Source organism: Afifella marina DSM 2698 (genome assembly GCF_900102695.1).
GTDB classification, from domain to species: Bacteria; Pseudomonadota; Alphaproteobacteria; order Rhizobiales; family Afifellaceae; genus Afifella; species Afifella marina.
On sequence record NZ_FMVW01000002.1, the window covers coordinates 95,306 to 121,945 of the forward strand.

General features: G+C 60.5%; 28 protein-coding genes. 25 read left to right on the forward strand and 3 right to left on the reverse strand.

All coding sequences use genetic code 11. The annotated features are described in order from the left end of the window. Positions 1-49: 49 nt before the first annotated feature. From fliI to BLP76_RS05210, 3 genes are read right to left on the reverse strand one after another with little or no spacing between them, the layout of a single operon-like run. Positions 50-1,372 carry a flagellar protein export ATPase FliI gene (fliI, locus tag BLP76_RS05200; RefSeq protein ID WP_092810327.1) on the reverse strand — a complete coding sequence of 441 codons (1,323 nt, stop codon included), beginning with the start codon at positions 1,370-1,372 and terminating at the stop codon, positions 50-52. A 42-nt stretch (positions 1,373-1,414) separates the two neighbouring features. Continuing rightward, on the reverse strand, positions 1,415-2,137 hold the full coding sequence (flgF, locus tag BLP76_RS05205; protein WP_092810330.1) for a flagellar basal-body rod protein FlgF: 723 nt from the start codon (positions 2,135-2,137) through the stop codon (positions 1,415-1,417). A gap of 3 nt (positions 2,138-2,140) precedes the next feature. Continuing rightward, a complete protein-coding gene (locus BLP76_RS05210; RefSeq protein WP_092810332.1) occupies positions 2,141-2,920 on the reverse strand; it encodes a DUF1217 domain-containing protein in 780 nt (259 codons plus the stop codon). A 174-nt stretch (positions 2,921-3,094) separates the two neighbouring features. Here BLP76_RS05210 and motA point away from each other — a divergent pair, with 174 nt between their 5' ends. From motA to BLP76_RS05335, 25 genes are all read left to right on the forward strand, one after another. Beyond that, complete coding sequence (gene motA, locus BLP76_RS05215) at positions 3,095-3,985, forward strand: flagellar motor stator protein MotA (RefSeq protein WP_092810334.1); 891 nt, start codon at positions 3,095-3,097, stop codon at positions 3,983-3,985. A 3-nt stretch (positions 3,986-3,988) separates the two neighbouring features. Then, a complete protein-coding gene (locus tag BLP76_RS05220; RefSeq protein WP_092810336.1) occupies positions 3,989-4,918 on the forward strand; it encodes a flagellar motor switch protein FliM in 930 nt (309 codons plus the stop codon). Continuing rightward, on the forward strand, positions 4,899-5,048 hold the full coding sequence (locus BLP76_RS18755) for a hypothetical protein (protein WP_170130499.1): 150 nt from the start codon (positions 4,899-4,901) through the stop codon (positions 5,046-5,048). The genes BLP76_RS05220 and BLP76_RS18755 overlap by 20 nt, the downstream gene beginning before the upstream one ends. Positions 5,049-5,112: 64 nt before the next feature. Further along, positions 5,113-5,490 (forward strand): flagellar motor switch protein FliN, encoded by a 378-nt coding sequence (fliN, locus tag BLP76_RS05225; protein ID WP_092810338.1) that lies wholly within the window; start codon positions 5,113-5,115, stop codon positions 5,488-5,490. A gap of 10 nt (positions 5,491-5,500) precedes the next feature. Beyond that, complete coding sequence (locus BLP76_RS05230) at positions 5,501-6,529, forward strand: flagellar motor switch protein FliG (protein ID WP_092810341.1); 1,029 nt, start codon at positions 5,501-5,503, stop codon at positions 6,527-6,529. Positions 6,530-6,540: 11 nt separating this feature from the next. Continuing rightward, positions 6,541-7,626: a flagellar biosynthesis protein FlhB gene (gene flhB, locus BLP76_RS05235; RefSeq protein WP_092810343.1), complete on the forward strand. Its 1,086-nt coding sequence runs from the start codon at positions 6,541-6,543 to the stop codon at positions 7,624-7,626. Next, positions 7,604-8,056, forward strand: coding sequence for a hypothetical protein (locus BLP76_RS05240; protein ID WP_139163691.1), 453 nt, complete (start codon positions 7,604-7,606; stop codon positions 8,054-8,056). The genes flhB and BLP76_RS05240 overlap by 23 nt, the downstream gene beginning before the upstream one ends. Positions 8,057-8,158: 102 nt before the next feature. Continuing rightward, complete coding sequence (gene flgB / locus BLP76_RS05245) at positions 8,159-8,542, forward strand: flagellar basal body rod protein FlgB (RefSeq protein WP_092810347.1); 384 nt, start codon at positions 8,159-8,161, stop codon at positions 8,540-8,542. Next, positions 8,542-8,961 (forward strand): flagellar basal body rod protein FlgC, encoded by a 420-nt coding sequence (gene flgC, locus BLP76_RS05250; protein WP_092810349.1) that lies wholly within the window; start codon positions 8,542-8,544, stop codon positions 8,959-8,961. Before flgB ends, flgC begins: the two co-directional genes overlap by 1 nt. Further along, positions 8,961-9,284, forward strand: coding sequence for a flagellar hook-basal body complex protein FliE (fliE, locus tag BLP76_RS05255; RefSeq protein ID WP_244514459.1), 324 nt, complete (start codon positions 8,961-8,963; stop codon positions 9,282-9,284). The genes flgC and fliE overlap by 1 nt, the downstream gene beginning before the upstream one ends. Before the next feature lie 10 nt (positions 9,285-9,294). After that, the gene (gene flgG / locus BLP76_RS05260; RefSeq protein WP_092810351.1) at positions 9,295-10,083 is read left to right on the forward strand and encodes a flagellar basal-body rod protein FlgG; all 789 of its coding nucleotides are present in this window, start codon (positions 9,295-9,297) and stop codon (positions 10,081-10,083) included. Between the two features lie 8 nt (positions 10,084-10,091). Then, complete coding sequence (gene flgA, locus BLP76_RS05265) at positions 10,092-10,622, forward strand: flagellar basal body P-ring formation chaperone FlgA (protein ID WP_092810353.1); 531 nt, start codon at positions 10,092-10,094, stop codon at positions 10,620-10,622. Beyond that, a complete protein-coding gene (gene flgI, locus BLP76_RS05270) occupies positions 10,619-11,788 on the forward strand; it encodes a flagellar basal body P-ring protein FlgI (RefSeq protein ID WP_092810355.1) in 1,170 nt (389 codons plus the stop codon). Before flgA ends, flgI begins: the two co-directional genes overlap by 4 nt. A gap of 64 nt (positions 11,789-11,852) precedes the next feature. After that, entirely contained in the window at positions 11,853-12,518 is a 666-nt protein-coding gene (locus BLP76_RS05275) for a MotE family protein (protein ID WP_092810357.1), read from the forward strand. Then, complete coding sequence (flgH, locus tag BLP76_RS05280) at positions 12,515-13,222, forward strand: flagellar basal body L-ring protein FlgH (RefSeq protein WP_092810359.1); 708 nt, start codon at positions 12,515-12,517, stop codon at positions 13,220-13,222. The genes BLP76_RS05275 and flgH overlap by 4 nt, the downstream gene beginning before the upstream one ends. Beyond that, on the forward strand, positions 13,222-13,740 hold the full coding sequence (locus tag BLP76_RS05285; protein ID WP_092810361.1) for a flagellar basal body-associated FliL family protein: 519 nt from the start codon (positions 13,222-13,224) through the stop codon (positions 13,738-13,740). The genes flgH and BLP76_RS05285 overlap by 1 nt, the downstream gene beginning before the upstream one ends. A gap of 38 nt (positions 13,741-13,778) precedes the next feature. Beyond that, positions 13,779-14,558, forward strand: a complete 780-nt coding sequence (gene fliP / locus BLP76_RS05290; RefSeq protein ID WP_092810363.1) for a flagellar type III secretion system pore protein FliP — start codon at positions 13,779-13,781, stop codon at positions 14,556-14,558. Between the two features lie 164 nt (positions 14,559-14,722). Beyond that, the gene (locus BLP76_RS05295; RefSeq protein ID WP_092810365.1) at positions 14,723-16,417 is read left to right on the forward strand and encodes a methyl-accepting chemotaxis protein; all 1,695 of its coding nucleotides are present in this window, start codon (positions 14,723-14,725) and stop codon (positions 16,415-16,417) included. 302 nt (positions 16,418-16,719) lie between these two features. Continuing rightward, the gene (locus tag BLP76_RS19150) at positions 16,720-18,003 is read left to right on the forward strand and encodes a flagellin N-terminal helical domain-containing protein (protein WP_092810367.1); all 1,284 of its coding nucleotides are present in this window, start codon (positions 16,720-16,722) and stop codon (positions 18,001-18,003) included. A gap of 187 nt (positions 18,004-18,190) precedes the next feature. Then, positions 18,191-19,843 (forward strand): flagellar basal-body MS-ring/collar protein FliF, encoded by a 1,653-nt coding sequence (gene fliF, locus BLP76_RS05305; RefSeq protein ID WP_092810369.1) that lies wholly within the window; start codon positions 18,191-18,193, stop codon positions 19,841-19,843. Continuing rightward, the gene (locus tag BLP76_RS05310) at positions 19,843-20,514 is read left to right on the forward strand and encodes a hypothetical protein (protein ID WP_210183562.1); all 672 of its coding nucleotides are present in this window, start codon (positions 19,843-19,845) and stop codon (positions 20,512-20,514) included. The genes fliF and BLP76_RS05310 overlap by 1 nt, the downstream gene beginning before the upstream one ends. Next, positions 20,507-21,787 (forward strand): flagellar motor protein MotB, encoded by a 1,281-nt coding sequence (locus tag BLP76_RS05315; RefSeq protein ID WP_092810373.1) that lies wholly within the window; start codon positions 20,507-20,509, stop codon positions 21,785-21,787. The genes BLP76_RS05310 and BLP76_RS05315 overlap by 8 nt, the downstream gene beginning before the upstream one ends. A 485-nt stretch (positions 21,788-22,272) precedes the next feature. After that, complete coding sequence (locus tag BLP76_RS18550) at positions 22,273-24,414, forward strand: hypothetical protein (protein WP_139163692.1); 2,142 nt, start codon at positions 22,273-22,275, stop codon at positions 24,412-24,414. A 2-nt stretch (positions 24,415-24,416) separates the two neighbouring features. Continuing rightward, positions 24,417-26,042 (forward strand): flagellar hook-length control protein FliK, encoded by a 1,626-nt coding sequence (locus tag BLP76_RS05330; protein WP_139163693.1) that lies wholly within the window; start codon positions 24,417-24,419, stop codon positions 26,040-26,042. After that, on the forward strand, positions 25,993-26,625 hold the full coding sequence (locus tag BLP76_RS05335) for a transglycosylase SLT domain-containing protein (RefSeq protein WP_092810381.1): 633 nt from the start codon (positions 25,993-25,995) through the stop codon (positions 26,623-26,625). The genes BLP76_RS05330 and BLP76_RS05335 overlap by 50 nt, the downstream gene beginning before the upstream one ends. Positions 26,626-26,640 lie beyond the last annotated feature (15 nt).

Consider the following 26,640-nt stretch of genomic DNA (forward strand, 5'->3'; position numbering starts at 1 on the left):
TGTGTGGCCTGTTTGGCCCGGTGAGCTTGCGTGAAGCTGTCGGTGGCGCCTACTGACGCAACAAGACAGCGAGGTCTGCGAAGGCGTCCTGGGCAAGCGGGCTCGAGGGGTCCTGACGCAGCGCATCATAGACGCGCGGCACGAGCTGAACGGCCCGGTCGAGCTCAGCATCGGCACCCTGGTGGTAGCCGCCCATGAGCCTCAAATCGCGTGTGTCTTCGAAACGAGAGATCAAGGTGCGCAGCTTGCGCACCAATTCGCGCTGGTCGGACGTCCAAACGATCTGCGCCAGTCGCGAAATCGATCCGAGCACGTTGATGGCCGGGTAGCGGCCTTGATCGGCAATGGAACGATCGAGCACGATATGACCGTCCAGCGTGCCGCGGATGGCATCGGCAACAGGATCATTATGGTCGTCACCGTCGATCAGGACGGCGAAGATGCCGGTGATCGATCCGGCTCCTTCCTCGCCAGGGCCGGCTCGCTCCAAAAGCTTCGGCAGATCGGAAAAGACGCTGGGCGCATAGCCCCGCGCCACCGCCGGTTCGCCCGCAGCGAGCGCGATGTCGCGTGCCGCATGCGCGTAACGGGTGACAGAATCGACGATAAGCAGGACGGAATCGCCCTGGTCCCGAAAGTACTCGGCGATCGCCATGGCCGAGAGCGGGGCGAGGCGGCGCATCATCGGGCCTTCGTCGCCGGTCGCCACGACCGTCACGGCGCGGGCACGATTGCCATTGAGCGCGCCTTCGATGAATTCCCGAACTTCACGGCCGCGCTCGCCGACCAACGCCACGACGACCGTGTCGAAGCCGTGAGAATGCGCAATCATCGACAGAAGCGTGGACTTGCCGACGCCAGAGCCGGCGAAAATGCCGATGCGTTGTCCTTCGCAGATCGGCGTGAAGATATCGATGGCGCGCACGCCCGTCGTCAGAGGCCTGTGCAAGCGCGCGCGGGTCATTGCTGGTGGCGGTTCGGCGTCGACATTCATCATGCGCTCGCCGTGGGCGAGGGGGCCGAGACCGTCCACCGGCTCGCCCATGGCATTGATGACGCGGCCTTTCCATTCGTCGCGGGGGGCGAGGCCGATCGCGCCGATACGATGCGCCTCGGTGCCTATGCCAAAGGGCATCCGTGTCTCGAAGGGTTTGACGATCACGTCACGCCCGTCGATGCGGACAACTTCGCCAAGCGCGTTCATTTTGTCCCAAGAAAAACGCACTCGCTCGCCGAGTCGCACGAATGGGGAAAGACCGGCGACGCGACAGTAAGTCGGCGCCACCTCCGTCACGAGACCGCCCACGCGCACGGGCGGGATTTCGACCGCTGCACTGTCGATCGCGGATTTGAGACGCGCGAGAGCGGTCATTCAGCCATCCCCCCGATGTCGGATCTTCTATTTTCTGATGGATCAGGACGGGCCGAGAGAGCGGATTGCCTCTTGCTGCGTGGATTCGCTCTTCTCCACGGCCGAAGCCGCACTATCGAAGGCGCGTTGCAGCATGATCAGCTTGCTGATCTCGGAGATCGGATTGACGTTGGCGCCTTCGACGTAGCCCTGACGCAGGCCATTGACGGTCATATCCTCAACGGGCTGCGCCGCTTCGCTCGGGATTACCCCGGAGTTTTCATAGCGGCTGAGCTTGGCAGTTTCGGGGATCGAGAAAAGCCCGATTGCGCCAACCTGGTTGCCGCCTTGGGAAATGGTGCCATCCCCCGCGATCGATATCTCGCTGCCGCGCGGATCGAGAAGAATGCCAGCTTCGCCGGGATCGAGAACGGGATAGCCGGCGGTGCTCAGGAGCTCGCCGGTTGCCGTCATCTGCAGACGACCGTCGCGCGTGTAGACGGTGCCGTCTGGGGTCGAAAGCGCCAGCCAACCATCTCCTTGTACCGCAACGTCGAGAGAGTTGCCCGTGTAGGAGACGGAGCCGGGATTGCGTGAAATATAGGTGTCGCCGGGTGACGAGAAGGCGACCTTGTCGGTGCCTGCCCGCGTCATCACAGCGTCGAATTTCACCTCTTCTGCGCGAAAGCCCGCCGTGTTCATGTTGGCGACGTTGTTGGCGATCGTCGTCAGGCGGCGGTCGAGCGCCACCTGTGCGGAGAGTGCGACGTAGGTGCTTGTCGGCATGTCTCAGGTTCCGCCGTGCTTCAACTGGTTCAAAGTCAGGAGGAGATCGGCGCTGACCGATGTCGAGCGGCTGTTGGAAAAGAGATTGAGGATCGGATCCGCCGTCACGTTTTCGGTTGCGTCCCACATGATGGTGAAACGCTGGATGAGCTTGGCGAGTTTTTCCGGATCCTGCAGGTCAGCGATGTCCATCCGCTGCTCGACGGCCTTTGCCTGTTTTTCGATATCGGCGTTGGCCATTTCGGCGGGAAAGCCGAAGGTCGTTTTGATAACGGCCCACAGCGCATCATCTGCGAGGAGCCCATAGGCCGACTTCACCTCGGGCGCGGCACGCTCGAAATACAATGCGAGGCGGACGCCCTCGTTGTCGTCGCCGGCCCTCTCTTCGAGCGTCTGGCGGGTATAGAGATCGACAACGCCCTGCTGCGCCTCTTTCGCGGCGGTGGTCGTTTCGCCGTTCTCCGTGAAGTTGAAAACGGTTGCCAATTCCACGAAACGATCGTCCGACATGCGATTGGCAAAGCTCTTCGGATCGCTCACGCCCTCTTCCAGGACCTTGCGAATTAAGCCCTTTGCGTAAGCCATATCTTCAAGGCCGAAGGCCTTCATCGCGTAGTTGTAAACGCGATCGTTGTCGAAGAAGTCGTCGATCGATTTGATCGTGCCGATATTGGCGAGGTAGTAGTTGGTTTCGCGCGTCACGATCCGGTCGCTGGAGACACGGCTCAGAGACTTGTCCATATCGCCGGAGATGCGCTGATAGCTGAGAGATGTCGAGATCATTGCGGCCTCACAATCGAGATGAGGCTCTAGGTCGCCAAGCTTGCGCGAGACTGGCTTTCTCCTGCCGCTGCCAGCTGCTTGGCGATACGGCCGACGCTGCCGAACGCTCCAGCTTCACGCAAGCCAAATCGAACAGTGAGGGCTGCGAACGAAACCACTTCATGGAGCAGGCTCTTGGCTATCCTACTCGGCTTGGTGATCGGCATCGGCTCGATGCTCGGCGGCTTCATGGCTATGGGCGGCCATGTGGGTGTCATCTGGCAGCCCTTCGAATACGTGATCATCGTCGGAATCGCGCTTGGCACTTTCATCATCGCCAACCCGATGGCGATCATCAAAGATGCCGGGGCGGGTATCTTCGAGGCAATGAAGGGCACGGCGCCGAAGCGGAACGATTATCTGAGCATTCTGAGTCTGCTTTTTGCGTTGATGCGAGATCTCAGGACGCGACCTCGCAACGAGGTCGAAGCTCATATCGACGATCCGGCGAATTCGGTGCTGTTTCAGCACTTTCCGACGATCCTGAAGGATAAAGAGCTCACTGCTTATATCTGTGACTACGTTCGCCTGATCATTATCGGCAATGCGCGCTCGCACGAGATCGAGGGGCTGATGGAGCAGGAGATCTCGACGATCAAGAAGCACAAGCTGAAGTCTGCCGGAGCATTGGGGACGGTCGCCGAAGCGCTTCCGGCGATCGGTATCTGCGCCGCTGTCTTGGGTATCGTGAAGGCGATGGGCGCTATTGATCAGTCACCGGAGATTCTCGGCCACTATATCGCCTCGGCGCTGATCGGAACGTTCATCGGTATTTTTCTTTCCTACGCAGTGCTTTCCCCCCTGGCGGGGAAGATCAAGATTTTGCGTGAAAAGCAGTGCCAGCCGTTTGTCATAGTCAAGCAGACGCTCATTGCCTTCATGAATGGTGCGCTGCCCCAGGTCGCGCTCGAGCATGGCCGCAAGACGATTTCTTCCAAAGAGCGCCCGACCATCGACGAGGTCGAAAACGAGGCGATTTCCAACACACCGAGCTCATCGGCAGCTCCCATGCAGCAGGCGGCCTGATCCATGTCCGAACCACAAAAAGGCACTGACATCCGTGACATGCTGCTCGATGCAGCAGGTCTGTCGGTCGATAAGCTGCCGATGCTGCAGATTATCTTTGACCGCATGGCCACCTTCTGTGCCGACAGCTTGCGCACGCTGGCCGCGTCTCAGGCCTATTACTCGCTGAGCCATGTGGAGAGCGGGCGTATCGGCGACATCCTAGAGATGTACGAAGCGAATGCCGTTGCCGGTATCTTTCATGCGCCGACCTGGGACAATCACATCATCGTCGGTTTCGATCGGGATTTCATCTTCTCGATGGTGGAAGTGCTTTTTGGAGCCGATGGTTCGGAACCGCCTTTCGACGACGAGCGCAACTTCTCCACGATCGAAAACCGTATCGCACAGATGCTCTTCGAGCAGGCGGGCAAGGCACTGCAAGCGTCTTTCGCGCTCGTCTCAGACACACCGTTCAAATTTGAACGGCAGGAAACCCGCATGGACTTCGCCGTCATCGGGCGGCGCAACAACATGGCGGTGGCGGCGAAGTTTCTGCTGCAGGCCCTCGGGCGCGGCGGTGAGATGTTCGTGATCATCCCGCAATCGGCACTTACGCCGATGCGGCAGGTGTTGTCGCGCGTGATTTCCGGCGAATCGAATGCCGGTGATCCCAATTGGTCGCGTCAAATTCGTACTGAGGTGAAGAAGGCGAGTGTGCCTCTCCGGGCTGTGCTCGAAGAGCGCAGCATCATGCTCGACGAAGTCGCTCACTTTAAGGTGGGCCAGGTGCTGGAACTGCAGGCTACGCCCGCAAGTCGGGTCAAGCTCGAGGCGAATGAGCAGCCGCTCTTTTGGTGTCAGCTTGGCCAGACGGAAGGCTCGTACAAGCTCCGTGTGGAAGAGGTCTTTGATCCCGAGAAGGAGTTCATCAATGACCTTCTTTCTAGCTGACCTGGCGATCTTGGCCGCCTTTGCTGGAGCGAGCGCGGCTGCCGTCGCTTTGCAGGTTCGCAACCGACGTGAAGAAGCCGTGGTCACGGTTAAAGGCGCGCGCGCCAGGAAACTGGCGCGGCGGCGCTGAAGGGGGCTGGTCCGTCGCAGCGATGCGTTAGGGCCTGCAGGATTGAATCGAGAGGAGCATTTTCATGTCTGGAGATCCTTTGAAGGATATGCAGGAAAAGCTGGATGAGACTGCCACGCACCAGGATGACTTCACCGTGGACGTGCCGGCAGGGCAGGGCGAGACTTTTGGCACCGGCCGCAATCTTGAATCCGTCATGCGGATTCCAGTGCTGATGCAGGTCGTGCTTGGATCCGCGCGTATGCCCGTCGCCAATCTCATGAAGCTTGGTCGAGGAGCCATCGTGCCGCTCGATCACCGTGTCGGCGAACCGGTCGAAGTGGTGGTCAACGGACGCGTCATTGCGCGCGGCGAAGTTGTGGTCGTCGAAGACGACAATTCCCGCTTTGGTGTGTCGCTGACCGAGATCGTTGGTCCAGCTGGCGCTGAGCTGACGAACTAAGCAGGGCGAGATGGCAGCCACCGCAAACAAGCCGCCTGTGCCGCGGCCCCTCCAGGGGCCGGACCGGGTTGCCGCGCTGCTCATGGCGATGGGCAAGCCTGCGGCTGCCCGCGTGATGAAGCATTTTGATCCGGAGGAGATCAAAATCATCACGCGCTCCGTGGCGACGCTGAAATCTGTTCCGCCGCAGCAGATCGAACAGCTGATCGAGGAGTTTGCCTCAAACTTCCTGAACGGCGCGCAGCTCGTGGGTACGACGGGCGAGGTAGAAAAGCTTCTGGAAGGCGTTCTGCCTCCCGATCAGATCGGCGAGATCATGGCGGACGTCATGGGCAATGCCAGCCGTTCGATCTGGGACCGTATGTCCAACGTCTCCGAAAACCTGATCGCTGCCTACATCCTGAAGGAGCATCCGCAAACGGCGGCCCTCATCCTGTCGAAGGTGAAGCCGACATGCGCGGCGAAGGTGATGGGTCATCTGCCGCCAGATCGTCGCAACGAGGTGATGCGGCGGATGCTCGGTTTCAAGCCGATGGTGGATGAGACGATGCGTATCATCGAGCGCGTCGTGCACGAAGACTTCATGACCAATCTGTCTCGCAACCAGGGTGCAGATCCTCACGCGAAGATGGCCGATATCGTCAATAAGATGGAGCGCGATCACATGGAAGACGTGCTCAACAGTCTGTCGGAATCCCGGCCGAAATCGGCGGAGATCCTGAAGAGCCTGTTGTTCACCTTCGACGATATCTCGAAGCTCACGCCGAAGGCCCGGACCGCGCTCTTCGATCGCGCACCGACCGACAAGGTGGTGATGTCACTCAAGGGGACCGATGCGGAATTCCGCGAGATCATTCTTTCCTCCTTGTCCTCGCGCGTTCGGCGCATGGTCGAGCAGGAGCTCAACAGCAGCGAACCGGCTCCGCACCGTGAGGTGACGGATGCTCGCCGTGTCATCACGGACATGGCGCTCGATATGGCAGGAAAGGGTGAGATCGACCTCAATTCGGACAACGAGGAAGACGCCTACGTTATGTAGGCGCACTCGCGATGTCGGAGAAGCCGGACAAGGACAGCCAAACCGAGGAACCGACAGAGAAGAAAATCTCGGACGCGGTGGAGAAGGGCAATACGCCGCATTCGCGTGAAGCGGCCATCTTCACCTCGATTCTTGCGATCCTCATCATCATGACGCTGCTCATCCAGGGCGCAGCCCGCGATCTCAGCGCCATTTTGATGCACTTCATCGACAATCCGGGAGGCTTTTCCCTTTCGAACGGAACCGAGGCGACGCTCTTCCTCTGGCGCGTTGCCTGGGATTGCGGGCGGCTCATCCTGCCGGCCATCTTTGTTTTGGCGCTTTTCGGCATCGCCGCGTCGCTCTTTCAGAACGTGCCGAGCCTCGTATTGGAGCGCATCCGGCCGCAATGGTCGCGTATCTCGCCTGCTGCCGGATGGAAAAAGATCTTCGGCAAACAAGGCGCTGTCGAGTTTTTGAAAGCGCTTTTCAAAGTCACGGCCGTGGGCATCACATGCCTGCTCGTCATCAACGCGGACCAGAACGCCCTCATGAGCGCCATGTACAGCGACCCGACCCTGGTTCCGCAGTTGATCCTATCGATCTCCGTGCGCCTTGTTTCCACCATTTGCGTGGCCACTATTGTGCTCGTGGGCGCAGATATCGTCTGGTCGCGCGTGCGCTGGCGCAACGATCTCAGAATGACACGTCAGGAGCTCAAGGAGGAATTCAAACAGGCGGAAGGAGACCCGATCGTGAAGGGGCGCTTGCGGGCAATCGCACGTGAACGCGCCAAACGACGGATGATGGCGGAAGTGCCACGCGCCACGCTCATCATCGCCAATCCTACTCATTTCGCCATTGCTATCCGCTATGAGCGTGCCGAGGGCGGAGCGCCTTTGGTCCTCGCAAAGGGAGCCGATTTGGTGGCGTTAAAGATCCGCGAAATCGCGACCGAGCACAATGTTCCGATCATCGAGGACAAGCCATTGGCCCGCGCCATGTACGATGCTGTCGAAGTCGACCAGTTCATTCCGGCGGAGTTTTATGTCGCCGTCGCGAAACTCCTCCATTATATCTATTCGCGTGAGAGTAATGCACATCACCACTCAGCGTAGAGTGATCGAACGGTGCCCGGAGAACGAGCAGGACTTCCTATCCTGCGAGAAAGCTCTCGCGGAGGCGTTGAAGCCGTTCATGGCGGAATTCTACCTCATCAACGCCGGCGTGATGGCCTACTACATCTACGCGGAGCGTGAGGCGAATATCCGTGATATCGTCGATTCCTCGGCTGAAATGCTGCGGCGCCCGGAGCTTTTGCGCTACGCACGGCAGGCCGCCGTGCAGTTCGACTGGCACAATGCTTTCGCTATCGCCATCCGCATGGAGTTCGTCCACGACAAGGTCACGGCCTTGTTCGATCTCGTCTTCAACACCGATTATGTCGGGCTCGACATCCTCTCCATTGTTTTTCACGGAGAAGATCAGGAGGATTTCTGCGAACGTTTCCGGCAGGCCGTCGCCGACCTGACCCGCAACGACGCCTGACGAAAGGCGGTACCTGCCGCCATTCCCTTTCGCTTCCCACGCCAGCTTCGGGCAAGGCTCGATGTCTAGCTAGGGTCGCGTAGAGCGAAAGGGAGGTTCCTCTTGCAGCCCGTTCATTTATTTGATCTCGCTGCCCGTCAGGCGCAATGGGCGTCCGTCCGGCAGTCGCTGATCGCTGGCAATATTGCCAATGCCAATACACCGGGATACGTCGCCAGGGATATCGAGCCTTTCTCCAAGATCTTGGATTCCACGCATCTTGAGATGACGCGTACCGCGTCGGGCCACGTCGATATATCCGGCACGTCTCTCGAGACCGGCAAGGTCAAGCCTGAGGATAGCTGGGATGTGAGCTTCTCGGGCAATTCCGTCAGCGTTGATCAGGAACTGATCAAGGCCGGCGGGACCGAGCGCGCCTTCCAGCTCAATGCCAGCCTGGTGAAGGCCTTCCATCGCATGTTCCTGATGAGCGTGAGGTCGAGCTGATGATCGATCCACTCGCCAGCGCCTCGCAGATCGCGGCTTCCGGGCTCAGAGCCCAGTCGACGCGTCTCAGGATCGTTGCTGAAAACCTCGCCAATGCGCAATCGACCGGTACGACACCAGGCGCCGATCCTTACGTGCGTAAGACCGTTTCTTTCGAGAGTGTGCTCGATCGCACCATCGATGCCGCCAGCGTCAAGGTGAAAGCGCTCGGTGTCGATAATGCGCCGTTCCGTCTGGAGCACGACCCGAGCCATCCGGCAGCCGATGAAAACGGCAACGTCAAGATGCCGAACGTCAATCCGATCATCGAGATGGCCGACCTTCGCGAGACGACCCGATCTTACGAAGCGAACCTGCAGGTGATTAAGCGGGTGCGCAACATGTTCTCCACCACGATCGATCTCTTGAGGAATAGTTGATGGTTTCTCCGGTTCAGTCGCTGTCCTTCATGGTCGACAGCGCGGCCTCATTGAGCGCCACGCGCTCGACGGCCGCTACGCCCTCCGTCGCTGGTGCGGCAGGCGGCGCCGATTTCGGTAGCGTCCTCGCCAATATCTCAGGCGATGCGCTCAACACTTTGAAGGCCGGCGAAGCCGCGGCCATTACGGGTATCAACGGCGGTATGCCCGTCCAAGACGTGGTTCAGGCCGTGATGGCGGCCGAGCAAACCCTGCAGGCGTCTCTGGCAATCCGCGACAAGGTCGTGGCGGCTTACCAGGAAATCAGCCGGATGCAGATCTAAGGAGATTGAGATGAGAGCGCTCGCAATCGCAGCGACCGGCATGGCTGCTCAGCAGATGAATGTCGAAGTCATCGCCAATAACGTCGCTAATATCAATACTACCTCGTTCAAGCGCGCCCGCGCTGAATTCTCCGATCTTCTCTACCAGACGGAGCGGACGGCGGGCGTGCCCAATGCTGGCGGTGGCAATCCCGTTCCGGAAGGTGCCCGCATCGGGCTTGGCACGCGAACGATCGGCGTGCGGAACCTGCACATCCAGGGTCCGCTCGGCCAGACCGGTAATCCGCTCGACCTCGCCATCAACGGCGGCGGCTGGTTCCAGATTACCAATCCGGCAGGTGAGACGGTGTACACGCGCGCCGGCTCGTTCAACAAAGGTCCGAACGGCGAGCTCGTGACGATCGACGGTTACACCGTCGAGCCTGCGATGACCTTTCCCGCTGATACAGTCGACATCACCGTGAACGAGTCCGGCGAAGTCTATGCGACCGTCGCAGGACAGGCCGATCCGCAGCTTCTTGGTCAGCTGACGCTTGTGAACTTCGCCAATGACGCAGGTCTTGAGCCTCTCGGCAGCAATCTCTATCGCGAGACGACGGCTTCGGGTCAGCCGACCGCGGGCGTGGCGACCGATCCGGGATTCGGCAAGATCAATCAGGGATATCTTGAAGGCTCCAACGTTGATCCGGTGAAAGAGATCACCGAACTGATCGCAGCCCAGCGAGCCTACGAGATGAACTCCAAGGTGATCCAGGCAGCCGACGACATGTCGGGCACGGTCTCCAAGGGCATTCGCTGAGCAAGCCGATGATGGGGAGGAACTTCATCGGCCTTCGGCGTAAGGCAACGAACGCGCTCGCGCGTGTCGTTTCCGCCCGACGCATTCTCGCCGCCTGCGCATTTGTGTTCGCGGCGAGCGTTCCTGCTGCCGCGCAGCAGCAAGGTCAACCCTACGATCTCCTGCCTGTTCCCTCTGTTACCGTCTATCCGGGCGATGTGATCGATCGGGACATGCTGAAGGAGATGAATTTTCTGCCGAATACGCGTTCGCGCTATCCGGTGGTCGACAATATCGATGCCCTCATCGGCAAAGTGGCGCGTCGGACTCTCGTGCCTGAACGGCTTATCCCGTCTAACGCGGTGGAGGAGCCGGAAATCATCGCGCGTGGCTCGCTCACTCGGGCCGTCTATCAGTCCGGTGGGCTGTCGATGACGGCAGGCGTGCTCGCTCTCGAAGCCGGCTCTCTCGGCGATGTCATTCGCGTCCGCAATGTCGATTCCGGCCAGGTGATTGCCGGTGTCGTCCAGGCGGACGGAAGCGTGAAGGTGGGACAATGAAAAGGCTTGCCGCCGTCCTTTGCGCTGTCGCGCTCGTTGCCGCCGACACCGTCTGGGCTGCAGATTTCGTCGGCAATGTGCCGATCGGAGATCCCAATCAGATTGCCGGTATCGATCCGTCCTCCGGAGCCAGGATCAAGGACATCACCACGGTTCAGGGCGTGCGTGAGAACCAGCTGATCGGCTACGGCCTTGTCATCGGCCTGCAAGGTACGGGCGATTCCATGCGAAATTCGCCCTTTACGGGTCAGGCACTGGAATCGATGCTCGACCGTCTTGGCATCAATGTGAGCGGCGCGGCCCTTCGCGCGCGCAACGTTGCCGGTGTGACCGTGACCGCCAATCTGCCGGCCTTTGCCGGGCGCGGTGGAGAGATTGATGTGAACGTCGCGTCCATTGGCGATGCAACCTCACTTAAAGGCGGTACCTTGTTGATGACGCCGCTTTCAGCAGGCGATGGTGAGGTTTACGCCGTCGCACAGGGGCCGGTTGCGGTCTCCGGCCTCAGTGTGGGCGGGGAGGCCGAGACTGTGACGCAGGGTGTTCCGACGGTCGGTCGGATCCCGAACGGAGCGATCGTGGAGCGTGAAGTTCCGGGCTCGATGGAAGACCTGGGCGAGCTCGTCCTCGTGCTCAACAATCCGGACTTCAAGACCGCCGCGATGATGGCGGATGCGGTCAATGCCTATACGAGCCGTCAGTTCGGGCGCTCGCTGGCCGTTGAACGCGATCTGAGGAGTGTCGTTGTCCGCAGGCCTGCTGGCGTTACGTCCGCTCGCTTCATGGCCGCGATCGGGCAACTGAGAGTGGCGCCGGATACACCCGCTCGTGTTGTCGTGGATCAGCGCACCGGCACGGTCGTCATCGGCTCCAACGTGCAGATCTCACAGGTTGCCTTGACCCATGGCAATCTCACGGTGCGGGTTACTGAGATGCCGCAGGTGTCGCAGCCGGAGCCCTTTAGCGATGGACAGACCGTCGTCACGCCGTTGACCCAGGTCGACGCCACCGAGGAGGACGGTCATCTCGCTATCATCGGCGGGACCGACCTGAAGACCCTTGTGCATGGGCTCAACCAGATCGGGCTCAAACCGAGCGACATCATCGCGATCCTTCAAGCGATCAAGACTTCCGGCGCGCTTCAGGGTGAACTCGTCGTTCAGTAGCACAGACCGTCGCGCACTCATCCCGCCCCGGCCTTGAGAAAAATCTGGAGAAAGGCAGCCGAAAATGAGCAGGCCTGTCCGAGAATTTCGTAAGTCGATTGCCTGTTTCCTGGCAACGAGCGTCTTAGTTTTGGTGCCTGCTTTTGCCACGGCGCAGACGTCAGATGCTGCGCAGCAGGCACGGGATATAGCCAATGTCCTGCCCATTCCGTTGGACGCGGAACCACCTGCGACCGGCGCGGTCTCGGGCGACAATAATGCCGCCTCGGTCCTGCAGAACGAGCCTGCGCCTGCGCCTGCGCAGAGCGCGGCGGCTGTGCAGTCTGAGAACGCACGGCAGTATTGTAGCAACATCACCGATGAAGCCACGGATGCGCGCTATGCGCGCCAGGTCGCGGCGCTGAAGAAGCTCGAAGAAGACGTCAATGGGCGCATCGAAGCTCTCGAAACGAAGCGTGCGGAATATGAGGAGTGGCTGAAACGTCGCGAGGACTTCCTGCGCAAGGCTGAGGAAAGCGTCGTTGCGATATTCACCCAAATGCGCCCCGACGCAGCGTCTCAACAGATGGCTGTGATGGCGCCGGCCGCTGCGGCCGCGATACTGGTCAAGCTCAAGCCTCGCATCGCGAGCGCGATCTTGAACGAGATGGAGCCAATCAAGGCGGCGCAGCTCACGACTACAATGGCAGGGCTCGCAAGAGCGAGCGATGAGGCGAAAAACCCAGGATGAAAAAGATCTGCACAATCGCGGTGCTGCTCGTCATGGGCGGCTGCTCGCACGACAACATCATCACGGGCCCCGAGTTAAGCCCGGTGGGTGAGGGGATCGTTGTGAACCGCCAACCTTTGCCCGTCAGCTTTGTCGAGCCGGAGCCGAAGACGTTCCAGTCGCTCTGGAGCGGGAACAAGCAAGTCCTCTTCACCGATCGTAAGGCACGCCAAGTGGGCGATGTCATCACGGTCAATATTCAGATCAACGACAAGGCCCAATTCGACAATCAAAGCGACCGCTCGCGAGATTCGAAGTCTGATCTCAGCTTTGGTGGGTTCCTAGGCTTCGGCGGCTTCAACGTCGAAAAGGAATCTGGAGAGGGCTCCGGTGGTCTCAATGTCGCGTCGAAGACTTCGACAAAGGGTGAAGGCTCGATCGATCGCTCGGAAAAATTGCGCTTGTCGATTGCAGCGCTCGTCACCGAGGAATTGCCCAACGGGAACCTGATGATCAGCGGATCACAGGAGGTGAAAGTCAACAACGAGGTCCGCGTGCTCAACATCGCAGGCATTGTCAGACTTTCCGATATCTCCACGGATAATTCTGTCTCCTATGACAAGATTGCCGAGGCGCGCATCTCCTATGGCGGCCGCGGCCGAATTTCCGACATGCAGCAGCCGGCTTGGGGGCAGCGGATTTACGACAAGGTGGTTCCTTTCTGATGAGCGACGCATCCGCGGATTTGGCCGACGACGTCGGCGAGGAGACGGCGCCCAAGAAAAAGGGCTCCTTCCTGATGGGCCTTCTTGGCGTGCTTGCCGTGACTCTGCTTGCTGGCGGTGGTGGTGCGGGCCTCGGAATATACCTGGCTGGCGCCATTGAGGCGACGGTCACGGAAAAGCTCAAGGAAAAGCCGGCGGACGAGCCGCAGCTTCTGTATTCCGGCGACATGGTTCTGCAGCCGGTCGGGCCTGTCGTGGTCAATGTGGCTGACCCGGCGGATGTTTGGGTTCGCCTCGAAACCGCGATCGTGTTTCCGAACGGCGCCCTTGAAAATCCCGAAGTCACCGCCGGGGAGATCCGCGAGGATATCATGGCGTTTGTGCGGACCATGCCCCTTTCGCAGTTCCAGGGCCCGAGTGCGTTGCAGCACTTGCGCGATGATCTCAACGATCGTGCCGCCGTAAGGACAAACGGCAAGGTGAGCGAGCTGATCATCGAGACTATGGTCGTTCAATAAACACCAAGGGCGTTTTGCCGCCTCGTGAGACAGTTTCGATGAAGCGCTTGTTCTTCGCCCTTTTGCTGGTGCCCTTCCTCGGGGTTGCGGCCCATGCACAAGTGCCCGACCTGGAGAGCCTCATCCCGTCTGGCGATGCGGCCGCGACCGGCCGCATTGTGCAGCTCGTCGCTATTTTGACAGTTCTGTCGATCGCGCCGGGCCTCCTAATCATGGTGACGAGCTTCACACGCTTCATCATCGCATTATCGTTCTTGCGCTCCGGGCTCGGCCTGCAGGGCACGCCGGGCAATCTCGTCTTGATCAGCCTGTCGCTGTTCATGACCTTCTATGTGATGGGACCGACTCTCGATCGGGCCTGGACCGAAGGTCTCCAGCCGCTCACAAACAATGAAATCACCGAACAAGAAGCGTTCGAACGGATCACGGATCCGTTCCATGATTTCATGCTCACACAGGTCCGGCCGAAGGATCTCCAACTTTTCGCCGATCTGTCTGCCAGCAAGCCTGGGGCCGAAGATGGAACGGAGCTGGTGCTTCCGGAGACAGGAGCCGAGGCGACACAGGCCCAATCCGTGCCTTTGCGCGTTCTCATCCCGGCTTTCATGATCTCGGAGCTGCGGCGTGGCTTTGAAATCGGTTTCTTGATCGTGCTGCCATTCCTGGTGATCGACATGATCGTTGCCACCCTCGTCATGTCGATGGGCATGATGATGATGCCGCCGGCGGTCATCGCTTTGCCCTTCAAGATTCTGTTTTTCGTTCTGATCGATGGCTGGAATCTCTTGGTCGGAGGGTTGGTTCGTTCGTTCTTCTGACCTCGAGACATCGAAGTCGTTTCAAAAACGCTCAAAAAATTAACCGCAACTTCGATCAAACCGGCCTGGCGCTTCCGTGAACGTTAGGGGAAGTTTGAAGCAAGCCCGGTGCAAGCTGACTGAAGCCTTGTGTGCTGACGCAACGTCATTAGGGGGCGCACACAATGAAAAGAGGACTTCGTCTCAAGCTGGGACACAAGATTTATGCCGTTCTTGCTGTTGGTTTTATAGGTTTTTCGATCATTTCCGGGTTCCAGTTGCTTGAACTGGGTCGCGCGCTCGAAGATCAAAAGAGCCGTGAGCTGTCGCACCTGACAGAGCTCGCACTCGACATCGCGAAGGAAGAAGAGGCCACGGTCGCGACTGGCGCTAGCTCGCTTCAAGAGGCGCAGGCGGATGCGGCTCGCCGTATCGGAGCGCTACGTTATGGCGACAACGACTATTTCTGGATCAAGGATCGCAACGCCCGCATGGTGATGCATCCGATCAAGCCGGAGCTCAATGGCACGGATCTGACCTCGATCACGGATCCGTCCGGCAAGCACCTCTTCGTTGAGATGCTCGATCTGGTGGCCAAAGAGGGCAGGGGGTTCGTTCGCTACGAATGGCCCAAACCCGGTTCAGCGGAGCCGCAGCCCAAGCTTTCCTATGTCGACAAATTCGCTCCCTGGGGCTGGGTGATCGGCACTGGCGTCTACATTGATGATTTGCGCGCGCAGACATGGGCAACGGCAAAGACCGTTCTCCTGATTGGTGGCCTCGTGCTGCTCGTCGTGGCGGCAATCTGCGGTTTCGTTGCCAGACGTATCTCACAAGCAATGCATGCCACGACCGCGGCCATGAACGAACTCGCCGGTGGTAATTTCGAGATTGTCCTGCCGGGGCTCGATCGGGGCGATGAAGTGGGCGAGATTGCTCGCGCCGTTGAGGTGTTCAAACAAAAAGCCATCGAAAAGGCGCGGCTCGAAGCCGAAGAGCGCGAAAACAAGGCACGCCAGGCCGAGGCAGAGAGACGCCAGGAAATGCAGCGCCTGGCGGATATGTTTGAAAATGCCGTCGGCGAGGTCACCGAGGGCGTGTCGTCTGCGGCAACGGAACTTGAAGCGGCCGCCGGTTCGATGACGGAAACGGCGGAACGCACCGAAAGCCTCTCAAGCACGGTCGTCAGCATTTCCGGCCAGACTTCGTCCAATGTCCAGTCCGTCGCGTCTGCCTCAGAAGAACTGGGCGCGTCGGTTGGAGAGATCAGCCGTCGCGTTCAGGAGAGCGCGAAGATTGCCGGCGAAGCTGTCGAACAGGCCGGCAGCGCCAATCGCCGGGTGGTCGATCTCGCCGATGCGGCCCGTCGCGTGGGTGCGGTCGTGAACCTGATCACGGCGATTGCCGAGCAGACCAATTTGCTTGCGCTCAACGCGACCATAGAGGCAGCCCGCGCCGGCGATGCCGGCAAGGGCTTCGCAGTCGTGGCGATGGAAGTGAAAACGCTCGCTGCTCAGACGGCGAAGGCGACGGAAGAAATCATCGGTCAGATCACTTCAATGCAGAAGGCGACAGGCGAGGCGGAGAGTTCGATCCGTTCAATCACGGAGACCATTGCACGCATGTCTGAAATATCTGCGGCGGTCGCCGATGCGGCGGAGCAGCAGTATGAGGCGACCCGCGAGATCGCCGAGAACATTCAAGAAGCGGCGCATGGCACGGCGCAGGTCGCGACCAATATCCTCGATGTGCAGGAGGGTGCAGGCGCGACGGGTGCTGCCTCTTCGCAGGTTCTGGCTTCGGCGCGCTCTCTGTCTCAGGAGAGCCATCGCCTCAAGCAGGAAGTGCAGAGCTTCCTGGCAACGGTGCGTGCCGCCTGAGGTCGCGACAGCCCTTTTTTGACGCTCTGCGGCGGGGGCTTCCCCGCCGTTTTTGTTTTGAGAACCAGCGCGACCAGAGAATTTTTGCGCAGCCGTCCGAAAAACCGGCGTGTCTGCAAGCTTCACGCAAGCTTGCGCTGCTATCCCTTCATGCATGGCAGGTTGGTTGCTCGACACGGGCAGCAGTTACGGAAGCCGAGTGCTCCGTCCCACCAAAGGCATGATGCCGCCCTGCCATGCCGGTGAAAGCCCGGCATGTCCCCATCAATATCTCTGACACTTAGTCTGAAGGGACATCAATTATGTCTAGCCTTATCACCAACACCTCCGCAATGGTCGCCCTGCAGACCCTGCGTTCGATCAACTCCAACCTGGACGAGACGAACAACCGGGTTTCCACCGGCCTGCGGGTGAATACCGCTTCCGACAACGCCGCCTACTGGTCCATCGCCACGACCATGCGCTCCGACAATCAGGCCATGTCGGCCGTGAAGGACGCTCTTGGCATGGGCTCGGCCACCGTCGATGCGGCTTATACCGGCCTCTCCAAGGCTGAAGAAGTCCTGACCAAAATCAAGGCGAGCCTTGGTGCTGCGACGGGCGAAGGTGTCGACCGGGCGAAGGTTCAGGAGCAGATTTCGGCTTATCAGGACCAGCTGAAGACGATCGCGGAATCCGCGTCGTTCTCCGGCCAGAACTGGCTGAGCACGGGCTCCAGCACGGCCTTCAACAAGGAGATCGTGTCGTCGCTGTCGCGTGATGCCAACAACAAGCTTGCGATTGGCACCATCGACGTCGATATCACCAACACCCGTCTTTATGGCGATGGTACCGCTCAGTTCGGTATCCTCGACAAGACGATCGACCTGAACACCTACACCTCTAACTCGGGTCAGGCGGCAAGCGTCGAGACGGCTGCGGTGGCCTTTGCTGCGGCGGATGACAAGATCAGCTTCAGCGTGTCGCAGAACGGCGCTCCGGCCAAGACGGTCGAGATCACTCAGCAGACCCTGGCGGATGCCGGCCTGTCTGACACCTCGATCCGCTCGAATGCCGATCTTGCGGCGGTCTACACTCAGGCCCTGAAGGATGCCGGTATTGAGGGCATCGACGTGGTTCTGGACGGCACTGACCAGGTTGAGTTCTCGTCTACCGATGACTTCAGCATCTCCGGTGCCACGACTGCCGGCGCGACCGGTATCACTGTCGCTTCGCTCGGCCTGTCGGCCACCGACGTGACGACTTCGGCGGCTGCGGCTGGTGCTGCCTCCGTTGCCACGATCGACATCTCGTCGGCTTCTGGCACCGAAGTGCAGAACTTCATGAAGGTCGTCGACGAGGCGCTTGGTCAGGTGACCTCGGCTGCGTCTTCTCTCGGTACGGTTCAGACCCGCATCGACATGCAGACGGAGTTCGTGAAGACCCTGATGAGCACGATCGACACGGGCGTTGGTGCCCTGGTCGACGCGGACATGGAAGAGGAATCCACGAAACTGAAGGCTCTCCAGACCCAGCAGCAGCTGGCTGTGCAGTCGCTCAGCATCGCAAACTCCTCGAGCCAGAACATCCTGTCGCTCTTCCGTTAAGCGAGGTGAAGATAGCGAGGTAAGAACCTTCCAAGGTTTCGCCTCACGCTCCTCCCCCGTGCAGGCGGACCAAGAGAGCCACGCTCCGAAAGGAGCGTGGCTTTTTTCGTATGCAACGCTGAGGCAAGCTTATCACGTCAAATCCCCATGAGACGCAATGCAAGACTGTATGGCGTGGGGAGACTTGATGAACGCGCGCGAGCAGATGGATAAGCTGTGGGCCAATCTCGCTGGGCTCGGCGGCCGGCGGCTTGCTGCCCTGGGAATTGTGGGCGCGACCGTGCTCCTGGCGATCGGTCTCGGGGCCTTCTACCTGAGCAAGCCAGAACGAGAGATCCTCTATAGTGGTCTCAGCCGCGAAGATGTCGGCCAACTTGGATCGGTCCTGAAAGACAACGGAATTGGCTTCGACGTCGCTCCCGATGGCACGTCAGTGCTGGTCGGTCACGCCGACACGGCCCGTGCCCGGATGCTTCTCGCCGAGAAGGGCCTGCCCCAGAGCACCCATTCCGGCTATGAGCTTTTCAACGAGCTCGGCTCCTTCGGCCTCACCTCTTTCATGCAGGATGTCACGCGTGTGCGCGCCCTCGAAGGCGAGCTTGCGCGCACCATCCAGACGATGGACGGAATCAAGGCTGCGCGCGTCCACATCGTGCTGCCCGATCGCGCCTCGTTCCGGCGCGACCAGCAGAAGGCCTCAGCCTCGGTTGTTATCCGTACGCGTCTTCCCGATGATGCGACGGCCGCCAATGCTATCCGTCATCTCGTTGCCGCCTCCCTGCCTGGCATGGACACGAACAACGTCACCGTCCTCAACACCGAGGGGGTTGTTCTGGTCTCGGGGGATGATCCCTCCGCCTCTGGTGGCGGCCTCATGGACGATCTCAAGCGGCGCGTCGACCGTGAGCTGGAAGAGAAGATCCGGCGTACGCTGACGCCTTATCTCGGCTACGACAACTTTCAGATCAGCGTTTCCACTCGTCTTAACACTGATCGGAAGCAGGTGAGCGAAGTCATCTACGACCCGGAGTCCCGGGTGGAGCGCTCCGTACGCGTCGTGAAAGAGACCGGCACCAGCCAAAACAGCACGACAGACTCCGCTGCGACCGTACAGCAGAACATCCCAGTCGCGCAGATGGAGGCCGGCGGCGGCAATAGCTCCAACGAAGAGAACGAGCGGCGCGAAGAGCTGACCAATTTCGAGATTTCCTCAAAGAAAGTCGACACTGTTCATGACGGCTACGAGGTGGAGAACTTGTCCATCGCGGTTCTCGTCAATCAGGCGCGGCTGCAGGCCGATGAGGGGCAGCCCGACGTGATGCCGATCGAAACGCGGCTCATGGAGATCGAGCAGCTCGTCCAGTCGGCCACAGGCTTCGACAAAGAACGCGGCGATCAGCTCAAGGTCTCTTCGGTCATGTTCGCCGATGGCGGTAACGACCTCGAGCCAGTGCCTGGTCCTTCGATGGGCGAAGTGCTGATGCGTCAAAGCGGTACGCTTATCAATGCCGGCACTATCCTGGTCATGGCCATATTGCTGATCTGGTTCGGCCTTCGTCCAACGCTGAAGACTGTCCTCGGTCGTAGTCAGCAGCTGGAAGCCGGTGCAGTCGCGATCGAAGGTGAGATGGCTGCCGGTATGCTGCCTGGCCCGGATGAAGCTGACATGGCCGATGGTCATGTCGCAGGACTGGCGCCTCCGGAACAGGTCAACCTGATCGAAGATCTGACCAGCAAAAAGAACCGCACACCGCAGAAACGTCTCGAGCAGATTATCGACTTTGACGAAGAGCAGGCGGCGACGATCCTGCGGCAGTGGATGCGCGTGGAAGGAGCATGATGATGCATGCTCTTGTCCGCCTTCTGCCCGACTTCGATGAGCCTGAGGCAGGCCGCAACTTGCGCAAGGTTCTCCCAGAGTTTCCAGCTGAAACGCCGCGTGTCGAACCGACCCTGGCTAGTATTTTCGCTGTCAAACCACCGAAAGAGGATCCTGAGAAGGCCTTGGCGGTAGCGAGAGACGCTGGGTTCGCAGGAGGGCTTGCGGCCGGCCGACGCGAAAAAGAGTTAGCCCTGGAGGAGGTGCGCGCCAGTTTCGCAGCAGAGCTCGAAGAAAAGCGCGGCGGTTGGGTGGCTGAGGAAGCAGAAAAGATTGCCGAAAGCATCGGCAATGCGTTCAGCGAACTCGATGCAAGCCTCAGTGAAGCTGTGGCCGCCATTCTGGTCCCCCTGGTCGGTGCTGCAATCGCCCAGAAGGCCGTCGCCGAGCTGTCAGACATGATCATCGACATGAGAAGCCGTGAGGACGAGCCGGTCCTCGAAGTGGTGGGGCCGGAGGATCTTCTTGAGGCGGTGAAAACTCGTCTGGGCGAGATGGCCAGCGGGATCGGTTTTAGGGTGGGTGGGGGGCCGGATGTGCGGGTGACCGCCGGCCCCACCATCATCGAGACGCAGTTGCAAGCCTGGCGCGAGCGCGTGTCGCTGGCGATCAGCGAGGCCGAAAATGTCTGACGACGCCAAAGAACATCAAGAACTTATCATCATCAAGCGCTACGAGGACGAAGAGCACGAGTCTCATTCGAGCGCGTGGAAGGTTGCGCATGCCGACTTTATGACGGCGATGATGGCCTTCTTTTTGATCATGTGGCTGATCAACGTCACCGATGAGGAAGTGAAAAAGTCGATTGCTAACTATTTCAATCCGGTGAAACTTTCGGCCAGCATCACCGATCGGAAGGGCCTTAACAACCCGGAGGAGATTGGTGAAGGCGATAGCGAAAGCAGACGCTCCGGCGACGGCGCGGAGCGTGGCACCCCAGGCCCGCTCGAAGGCGGCCACGGTCAGGATGAAGAAGCTAAACGTGACGCCTCTACTCACGAGGAAGCTCGAGGAGAGAGCGCTGGAGGTGCCGAGGGCAACTCGCCTCCAATCGACCGTCCTGCACCCGATGCAACGATGACTGCTGAACAGGCGGCCTTCAGTGATCCCTATCTCGTCCTGGCTGAGCTTGCCGATGAAGTTCCGCCGGCCGATCCGGCGACGATGGAAGCGCCTGTCGGCGAGACGGGAATCGTCGGTGTGACGGGCGGCGAAGTTTATCGTGATCCGTTCGACCCCGTTTACTGGCAGATGCAACCAGCTTCTCAGTCGAAGACCAAGAAGCCTGGGGACGTTAAGAAGATTGCCGAAAGACCAAGCGATCGGCGGCTGGATGCCACTGCGGCGAGCGACAAAGATGTTGCGGACGTTTCCTATGATCAGCCCCAGCTCTTTCCTCAGGTCGTGCCGGATTCTTCTGACGGCGTTAGCCGTGCCGAAAGGGTCGAGGCCGCCCAGATGGAAGCGCAGCTTCAAGCAGAACTAAAGAATAAGCTCGGCGAACTCGATGCACCAAACATCAGCGTGCAGGCGACCCCCGAGGGCATTCTGATCAGCCTTACGGACGAAATGGACTTCTCCATGTTCGAAATTGGTTCGGCGATTCCGAAACCCGTCGTCGTCGTTGCGATGGAAAGTGTCTCGGAGCTCCTGGTTGATCGTCCAGGAGATATCATCGTTCGGGGCTATACGGACGGACGGCCCTTTCGTTCTCCGACCTACGACAATTGGCGCCTGTCCACGGCCCGCGCCCATATGGCGTATTATATGCTGACGAGAGGACGTCTTCCGGAAACGCGCATTCGCGCGATCGAAGGTTTTGCCGACCGCAACCTCAAGAATCCTGAAGATCCGAATGCGGCTGAAAACCGTCGTATCGAGATCCTGCTTAAGGAGCCGGCATGATGTGCGTCATGAGGCTCAGGATCGTGGTGGCGCTGTCGCTTCTTATCGTGGCCGTGCCGAACGCCGTGTTCGCACAGACAGGTTCAGACCGTTTGCGTCCCGCGCGCGTCCTTGATCTTCCGTCATCAACGGATCAGGGCGGCCGCGCTTCTTTTTTCTCTCGGGGCCTTAGGCTCTTTGGGCGTGAAGAAGTGCCGCCTACGCCTGCACCGAACTTAGATACAGAAGTCGAGCCTGAGACGAGTGACCAGCCTACGAAGGCACGCCGGCGCACGCCTGCGTCCGCACCCCGGCTTCCGCGTGCACGGCCAATGGTCTCTGAAGCGGACAAAGGCGATGTCGCTCAAAACGCTGGTGCTACGGCGGATGTCGACGCTGAAAACGTTCAGGAACTTCCGGGAGTGGCTGTGTCTTCCGAGCCCACGGAGGAACCTCTAGCGGCAAGCTTATCGGATGCCCGAGGTGAGGGGGCACTTGATGAGGCGATGCAAGCTGAAACCGGGCAGGGTGATAACGTTGCTGCCAACGATGTTGCCGAGCAGAACGCCGCGTCTGCCGATGTCGAGCCTGCGGGTGATGAGGAGTCTGTAACCCAGAGCGAAGAGCCGACCCCCATCGTTCCAAAGGACGCGATGGATGGTGAAATGCTCGCGGCCCCTCGCGCTGATGGTGACGGATCGGCTCCCACGGAAGCTGGGGTGGCCGAGGGTTCCGGTGCTGGTGAGGATGGCGCTCCAGCGTCCGTCTTGGGCTCAGCCGGCTCTACGGCAGACCCGTTCTCTCAGAGGCCGGACGATGGCAGTGCCGAGGTTGCTGGCGGGCACGAAATTGCCGAAGGCGCTCACACTGAAGTTGGTGGAAGGTCTGCTAGATCGGCCGACCGACACACGTCTGAACAGACATATGAAACCAGCGTCGGGGGTGAGAAGTCGTCTGTCCCACAGGATGGAGCGGATGAAAACCACGGTGCGAGCGTCGATCCTGAGGAGGGGACGGACCATGGTGGTCCCCACGTCGTCGGTGATGCCTCGACGGTCCAGACCGGAGCGCAGCCGAATGAGGTGGTGCCTGCTGTCGAAACATCCCATGCGCCGGCGACGAATGAGGGCGCTCATACGGACATCGCTCCGCACGATGACGCACATGCCGACGCGCACGAGGCCGACAATGGTCATAAAGCTCTCCAGCAAGCGGAAGTGAGCGACGACGAGCGTGCATCTGAGGAGACGCATGTTGAAGACGGCGTCAAGGCGGAGGCCGGCCGGAGCTCTGAAGGTATTGATGACGGCCAGAGCAGCGACCACGCTGATGATGAGACCGAAAGTGGTGCCGATAAACATGCTGCGGACGATGCGCATGCGGGCAGCGAAACTGAACAAGGTGCGGGCGATGACGAGTCAGTGCCGGCCGGAGGTGATGGCGATGGTAAGGCCGCGGAGAAGGTCGAGCCCTTGCCGATTGCCACGCGTCCCGGGCTCGATGCTGCAGCGCTGTTCCGCGACCTGCAAAGTGTGCAGGATCGGATTGCTCAAGGATCGACGGAGGCTCTGGCCGAACAGCGCCAGGTCCTCGATCGCATCGAAGTCGAGTTCCGTAAGGCGGCGCCGGAGACCTGGCAGGATCCACGCAATGCGGTGTCTCTTGTCGGCTACGTGCTGAGCGGCGGGAGGCCCGCCGTGCTGCGGGACATTCTGCGCTCTGAACCTCTGCCGGCCATCGATGAGCAATTGATGCGAGGTGCGCTTGCCTATGCAGAAGGGCGGGCGCAGGCTGCGAAGGAAGCTCTGGCGGAGGTGAAGGCGCGGAACTTCACCTCGACGGGAAGCCAGGTCGCCATCGCTCAAGCGGCTCTCGTCGTGTCGGAAGATCCCATGCGGGCAGCCGCACTCCTTGACGAAGCGCGTTTGTTGGCGCCGGGCACGCTGGCCGAAGAAGCGGCTTTGCGGCGCGAGATTCTCGTTGTGGCGGAGCTTCAGCAGGTGGAGAAATTCGCGCTCCTGTCGCGCCAGTATCTGCAGCGGTTTCGCCACTCGGTCTATGCGGGCAACTTCCGGCAGCGTTTCGCGACGGCGCTCACGCGCATGAAGTTCGTCGATAATCCTGAGGAATTACCGAGGCTTGACGACATCTTGAGCGACATGGAGCCGGCGGCGCGTCAGGAACTCTATCTGATCATCGCGCGCGCGGCCGTCGTGCAGGCGAAGGCACCGATTGCGCGCTTTGCGGCGGACCGGGTCCTCGCGATGACGGATCTCGGCGACACCGCCAAAGAGCAGGCGCGTCTCTATCGGGCAGCTGTGTCTGTTGTCGGGGTGGAGACGTTCGATGGCGCGAGCGCGGCTCTCAAAGAGATCGACCGCAGCCATTTGGAGGAGGCGGACCGCGATCTTCTCGACGTGGTTCTGGGGATTGCCGACAGCATCCGTAGGGCACCGCAGGTCACACTGGCGGATGTGGCGGCCGATCTTCCGGCGGACGAAACCGCTCCGGACGCGACCCCGGCAAGCGCCGCCGCGTCGCCGCAAGCGGCTGAATTAAAAGATGAATTTTCTCAAACAAATCCCACCATCACGCGCGCCCAACAGGCGGTTGAGGCGGCTGATGAACTGCTCGGGGGAGCCCAATGAACGTGGCTGATCTACCTTTTCTCACAGGGCCGGCGCGGCCGGACGGCAAGGCGAGTGCGGGCGGGAAGGGCGCGGCGGAGGCGGGAGACGGCTTCGCGAAGCTCATGCAGAATGGCGCTGCGGAGCCGGAGAAAAACCCGCAAACGCTGCGCCAAGATGCTGATATTCCTGCAAAAAAAGGCGCTGCGCAGAGCCAAGATGGCGCCCGCGGGGAAGCGGCCGGCGAAGGGGCCAGCGCGGAGGATGCGGCGGCGCGGCTGAGGCGGCGTATCGCCGGTGCAGAGGCAGAAGAAAGCTCAAATAAAACAAAGACTTCCGAAGACGAGCCGCGGATCGCGACGCGCCGGGCCGAGGCGCAGAAACGCGACAAGGACGCGGCGGCGAAGGCGGCCGGCGAGGCGGGCGCGGACAAGGCCGCCGAGGCTGCGGAAGACGGCGCTAACACGCTGATGGATAAAGATATTTCGTCGGCGCTGCAGGATTCTGCGCCCACTGAGGAGAGCACAGAAACGCAGGATAAATCTCGTCCCGGAGAGGCCAAAGCGAACGAAAAACCCGCGCAAAATATCGATTTTGCGGCGGATGCGCTCGCGAATGTCGCCGATAAGGGAAAAACCAACGAGACGGCCGCGGCGAAGACGCAGAATGGACCCGCAGGGCTCTTCCCCGGCTCGCGTGCCATCACGCAAGCCTTTGAAGGATATAAGCTTTCCGGCGAAGCGGGGACATCTTCCTACGTCATGCACCGTGTCGACGTGATCCAGCAGGAAACGAACTTCGCGCCGGTGCTGACGCCCGGATCGCGCTTCGCACAGGCGCTTTCGACCGCCGAGCTGTCGCAGAAAACCGTTTCTGCGGAAGGGCTTAGCACGCAGGCGGCAGGGCCGGAACTGGTGCTTGGGCGTGAGGCGCGCGGTCAGGGCCGGACGGGCACGCAGGAGCGGGGAGAAGCGGCACTCTCGGCGAAGTTGGCCGAGGCTCGTGCGGCAACCGCAGAAACCGCGGACTTGGCCGAGGCGGGCGCCGACGGGGACAATGCCGGCCTTCCGGGCGGCGAGTTGAAGCGGATCGCGGATGCGATCGTGGCAGAAAACCGCGGTGGCCGCGGATCGCAGACCTCGGATGCGGCGCGCTCGGGGAATTCCGCGGCGTCCGCCAGTTCGCCGGCGCAACAGGCGTTCAACAGCCCGGCGCGGCTGTTGCGCATCCAGTTGCAGCCGGAATCGCTCGGCACCGTTCAGGTGGAACTTCGCATGCGCCAGGGCGAACTTTCGGTGACCTTGAAGGCGAGCCGGCCGGAAACGGCCCGCATGCTGGAAGAGGACAGCCACAAGCTGTCGGAGATTTTGAAGGCGGCCGGGCAGGAGCCCGACAGCGTGACCATCCAGTCTGAACGCGCTCTGCCGCAGATCGATACATCGTCGAATGCGGCACGCTCCGGCATCGCGTTCGCGATGGGCAACGGTTCCGCGAATGGCGGGCCGCAGGCCGGCACGCAACAGGGCGGTGCCGGCGAGAACGGAACCGGCGGCCAGAATGGTGGCGGCCGTCAGACCCAAACCCCAGAGGAGCAGAGACATGGCCAGTCTTCTGAGGAAAACCGCTCTCGCGGCGGCCTGTTCGTTTAGCCTGATCGCCGCGACCTGCGGGGCGGCGGGGGCTGCCGCCACGCTCGGCGACGGCGCCGGCGCGGCCGGCAAGGCGGCGGGGAAGGTAGCGGGCGGCAATATCTGCGAGCGCGAAATGGCGGTCGCAGCGAAGAAATACGGCGTGCCGCTCGGCGTTCTTTATGCCGTCGGGCTGACGGAGACGGGCCGCAAGGGCTCGCTGCAGCCCTATGCCATGAACATTCACGGCCGCCCGTTCTTCGGCAAGAGCGTCGCCGACGCGCTCGACGAATTCAAACGCTCGCGCGCCGCCGGCTCCAAGCTGATCGACATGGGCTGCATGCAGATCAACCATCATTTCCATTCCGAACATTTTGCCTCGCCGGCGGAAATGTTCAATCCGAAGAAGAACGTCGATTACGCGGCGCGGTTTTTGACCAATCTCAGGAAGCGCGAAGGCAGCTGGACGCTTGCGGTCGCCCGCTACCATGCCGGGCCCAACAACAACCCTGCCCAAAAACGTTATGTCTGCGCCGTCATCACCAACATGGTGGCGACGGGGTTCGGCGCCTGGACGAAGGAATCAAGGGAGTTTTGCGGGTAGGGGGCTGCTCTATAG